This is a genomic window from Candidatus Phytoplasma pruni, assembly GCF_013391955.1.
In the GTDB taxonomy this organism is placed as follows: Bacteria; Bacillota_I; Bacilli_A; order Acholeplasmatales; family Acholeplasmataceae; genus Phytoplasma.
On record NZ_JABUOH010000067.1, the window covers coordinates 1 to 4,903 of the forward strand.

Below are 4,903 nucleotides of genomic sequence, written 5' to 3' on the forward strand. Positions count from 1 at the left end.
GCTATTTTATCTAATAAAACTTTATTATCTTTGATAAGTCGTCTCGCTTCTATCATACATTCATCAATAATTTTTTTAATTTCTGAATTTGCTTTTTCATTTTCAAACAACATATTATCTTTAGTTTGTATTGGTCCTAAATCAGACATCCCTAATTTAGTTACCATTTGGGTCGCTATTTGAGTTGCTGATTTGAAGTCGCCATAAGCACCATTAGAAATATCGTCAAACATTAATTCTTCCGCTGCTCTGCCGCCTAAATAAGAAGTGATATTAGCTAACATACGTTTTTTAGAAGAAAAGAAGGTTTCTTTTTCGGGCATCATCAAATTATAACCTCCCGCATCTCCACGAGGAATAATAGTGATTTTCTGCACTTTTTGAGCATGTTTCAATTTTAAACCGATGACAGCATGTCCCGCTTCATGATAAGCGACCATTTGCTTCTCTTCTTCGTCGTATTTTCTAGATTTTTTAGCTGGACCCATTAAAACACGATCGATAGATTCTTCTAATTCGTTCATGCTAATAAATTCTTTTTGATTACGAACTGTTAAAATAGAAGCTTCGTTCATAATTGAAGCTAATTCTGCTCCGCTCATGCCAGCAGTGTGTTTTGCTATTTCTTCCAAATCAACAGATGGATCGAGTTTTTTATTTTTAGCATGCACTTCTAAAATAGCTTTTCTCGCTGTAACATCCGGCAAACCAACCGTAAATTGACGATCAAATCTGCCTGGTCTTAATAAAGCCGAATCTAGCATATCTTTTCGGTTGGTAGCACCAATCACAATTACGCCTGAAGATTTAGAAAATCCATCCATTTCGGTTAGCAATTGGTTCAAGGTCTGATCTTTTTCTTGATTGCTACCGCTATTGCCGGAATTTCTTTTACCACCTAAAACGTCAATCTCATCAATAAAAATAATGCAAGGTGCGTTATCTTTAGCATCTTTGAAGAGTTTTCTCACTCTTGAAGCACCGACTCCCACAAACATCTCTACAAATTCAGAACCAGAAACGGCGTAAAAAGGTACTCCAGCTTCTCCAGCTATTGCTTTAGCTAATAAAGTTTTACCAGTGCCCGGAGGCCCTTCTAATAAAACTCCTTTAGGAATAGAAGCGCCAATTTTTTCATATTTTTGCGGATTTTTTAAAAAATCAATTAATTCTTTCATTTCTTCTTGTTCTTCTTCGTTGCCAGCCACATCTTTAAAAGTGAATAAAGATTTTTCAGAAGAAGAGATTTTAGGATTTTTATTCAATTTGCCTGATGATTTTTTGAGAGTTCCAATAATATAAAACATAAAAATAATACTGGAAGATAAAGGTATTGAATGTAAAATGAAATTTGATAAATGGAAATCTGTTTTAGGTTTTCTTATTTTGATGTTGGAATCGCGTTTATCTAAAATTAAAGAATGTATTTTATGAAAAATATAAGAATCTACAGTTGAATACCATGTATCTTTTATGTTTTGATCGTTTTTATTTTTAACTACTATTTCCACTCTATAGACGGATTTATCCAAAATAATCAAATTTTTTTCACAAAAAGTCGCTTCTGTGATGAATTGTTCTTCATTTTTAATTTTATCAATTATTTCATCCGCTCTTTTTTCTATTTTATGCGGTCCTTTCATTCTCATTTCAAAAGTTAAATCCCACACTATCAAAGAAAAAAATAAAATAATAATGAAAACAAACATAAATTTTAATGTAAATATTTTTCTAAAATGGTTTTTATTCAAAATCGATTCACCTTCTTTCTTTTTGGTAATTAATCCTCAGCGGGTTCGATTGTTTTATTTTTTTTAACATAAAATTATAGTCCAAACAATCGATTATCAAATCTTTTCAAGTCTTATTTTTTTAAAGAAAAATATCTGATTTTTATATCATCTAATTTTTCGTAATATTCAAAATATTGACTTTGCAGATTTTGATAGGCGATATATTTGTAATTTTCGAATAAAACATAAACGCTATTGTTTTTATTTATTATTTCTTCTTTAATAAATTTTTTTAAAGTTTCAAAAAAAATAGATACAATTTGCATTTCAGAAACGGATATTTTATTTTTATTTTTGTGATAATTTTCATAACATTGTTCTATTTCTGTTATGCCTAAATGATTAGAAGAAATTTTTAATATTTTGCTTAAAACTGTTTGTTGTTCTGTTGGCAGTTGTGCATATTCGAAAAGAACATTATCTGATACGTTCATTTTGTCTAATAAAGACAAGTAATAAGTAATTAAAAAATCATCACTTTCTTCTAAAAAAACATCGGCAATCAGTAAATCATAAGTTTTTTGAAATTCTTCTAAAAAAACACCAGCCCTTTCGTTGAATTCGCTCATTAAAACATTAATTTTAATTTTTTGCAAAGTTTCTGTATTTAAAGAATTTTCTAACTCTTTTTTAATGAAATCAGCGAGTTCTTTTTTGCGTATATCATTTTTTTCAATAACCAAATCTAACACAATCAAATCAGAAGAAGGATTTTTGCTTTTCCATAAAAGATACGACTTTTCTAAAGTGTCTTTTATGTTCAAAATTTCATCAGACAATTGGTAATCAAATAAATTGGTCTTTTTTTCAACAGAAGCAATAAAATTAGGTTCAACTTTTTGCCTAATAAGTTGGTTTAAAACTTTTTGAAAATTATTATCTGAAACAATAGAAGGAACAGTTTTTTTTATGTTTTCATCCATCATTAAACGGTCGTCATGTCTTGGTCCTTGGTTTAAAAACAAAATAGTTTGTTGATTTTTAGGAACAGTTGCGAATTGTTTATATTTATGTTTATCCTTTTCTTCGGTTAATTCTAATTCATTTAACAATCCGTTTTCAAAATCTTTAATTTTACTTTTTTCATCTAAATATACTTTATATAAAATATTTTCCATTCTTGCTTTATCATCTAAATCTGTTCTTTTTGACAACAATAATCCCTCTTCAGGAATATATTGATTAATAACATAATTGCCATAAGAAATTAATGGGTTTTGAGGAGTGCCATAAGTATCGAAATCATTTTTTTGATCCAGTACTGCATCAGGGATTAAAACGATTTCATTTAACCATTTAATTATATCCATTAAAGAATTGTCAGAGATATATTCTTCTTCAAAAATTAAACCAAATTGAAAATCATCATTTTCTTCTTCTTGAAAAAATTTCAAACTATTATTTGCTAAAAAACGAGGATTGCGATAATAATTCAAAGCGTTTTTTAATTTTAAAATCCAAAAATAAGATTTATGCTCCGAAGTCATTTTACTTTTTTCTTTGTTTAAATAAAATTTAAGGTTATTTTTAATTGTATCTTTAGTGATTTTTTCATTATTGGAGAATTTTAAATTATTTTTCAACGTCAAAACAACAGAAGAAGGAAAAATTTTGTGAGCTTTTTGAAAAAAATCTGGTTCTTGATCAAGATCCGTTTCTAATTCTTGATTTTCTTTGTTTTTGTATTTTACTTTTTTACAAAGCGAAGAAGAAAATTTTTGATTAAAATGGCTAGAATTAATTTTGATTTCAGGCACTTTATTAAAATTAGGTTCAATATTGATAAAAGGGATTTTTAAAAAATTAGTTATTTCTTTTTGAAGTTTTTTTTCATTATTGATATTTCCTTTTGAATTTAAATTTAAAATAGGATTCAAATGATAAGGTAAAACATTAACAGCTTTTTTATAAGTATTATCTGGATTGAATGTAATTTTTCGCATATTTTTTTCATTTTGATTATTATTTCTTCTTAAACTAAAAAATAAAATTATTGCCAAAAAGATTGCGAAAACAAAAAAAATTAATATGTGTTTTTTAAAACGATGGATAAAATTTTTAATATTATTTGTCATAGTAATCTTTCGTTTGCAACATTATTGCTAAGTTTTTTTAAATTTGCAAGAACAATAAAAATGTTTGATTATTTTTTTATTCAATTACGTTTGTTAAAAATATAAATTTTATGTTCGTATTTTGTTTTTAATTTTAATTCGTCTAAAGTGATGTCTGTTTCGGATGTTAAAGTTTGGTTATCTCCTCCGATGTAAACGCCTAATAAGTTTTCTGAAGGATTTTTAATTTCCCAATCTAAAGAATCGTTTTGACAAGCGTTATAACTTGCTTTATAATTGTTAGGCTTTGTGGTTGGCATATTTATATTAGGATTTATTTCTTTTATTTTTTGCGCCATTTGCTCATAAGAATCTACTTCAATTGTTTCAATTGGTTGTGTTTTTTTCCAAAATATATTTATAGAAGATGCATCGTTGGACATTTGTTTTAACTCGTCTAAAGTGTATTTAGGAATCGAATCCCCTTCTTCTCCCTCTTCTTCATCTCCGCCTCTTTTTGATCCGCCGTCAAAATAAACAGCTAATAAATTATCAGGAGCATCTTTTATAGGTGAATTAAAACTCCCTGGTTGTATTAAATAATTTTTCCCTCCTTGGTTGTTGTTTGTTTGACCGGTTATTGTTTTATCAATAGAGTTATATGTTTTCAATTCAAAGAAAGCAAAATTAAAAATATTGCCGTTGCCTCCAATTTTATCATTATTTTGCACAATTTTAGAACGATATGTTTCGATGAATTTGTCATTAATAAATTTCTTTATTGTATTTTTCATTTCTGCTTCTGTTGATTCTTCAACCGCAATATTGTTGACCACAACATTTTTTGGATGCCCATTGTTTTGTGTCTGTGTTGAAATCGAGGAAATGCGATTCGTTGCTTCATTGTTATTGTTAGTTACTTCTTTTGAAGGAGATGAAACGGTTGGTTCGCTCTTGTTCCCTTTTTTAACTCCCCACACAACAATAGCTATCGTTGCAACGGTTAACAACCCCATCCCTACTAACGTTATTATTTTTTTATGTTTCCGAATAAAT

2 protein-coding genes and 1 pseudogene are annotated in these 4,903 nt (G+C 28.0%); all 3 read right to left on the bottom strand.

Translation table 11 applies throughout. The features are described from left to right. A partial coding sequence (gene ftsH / locus HR065_RS03575; RefSeq protein ID WP_178734592.1) for an ATP-dependent zinc metalloprotease FtsH occupies positions 1-1,751 on the bottom strand: 1,751 nt, incomplete at its 3' end. Positions 1,752-1,864: 113 nt separating this feature from the next. Continuing rightward, positions 1,865-3,736, bottom strand: coding sequence for a hypothetical protein (locus tag HR065_RS03580; protein WP_178734594.1), 1,872 nt, complete (start codon positions 3,734-3,736; stop codon positions 1,865-1,867). Positions 3,737-3,948: 212 nt separating this feature from the next. Beyond that, positions 3,949-4,903, bottom strand: a pseudogene (locus HR065_RS03585) (hypothetical protein); the annotation flags it as partial.

Coding starts and splice junctions, on each gene's coding strand:
- HR065_RS03580 (WP_178734594.1), bottom strand. CDS start 3,736: ATGCGAAAAATTACATTCAATCCAGATAATACTTATAAAAAAGCTGTT.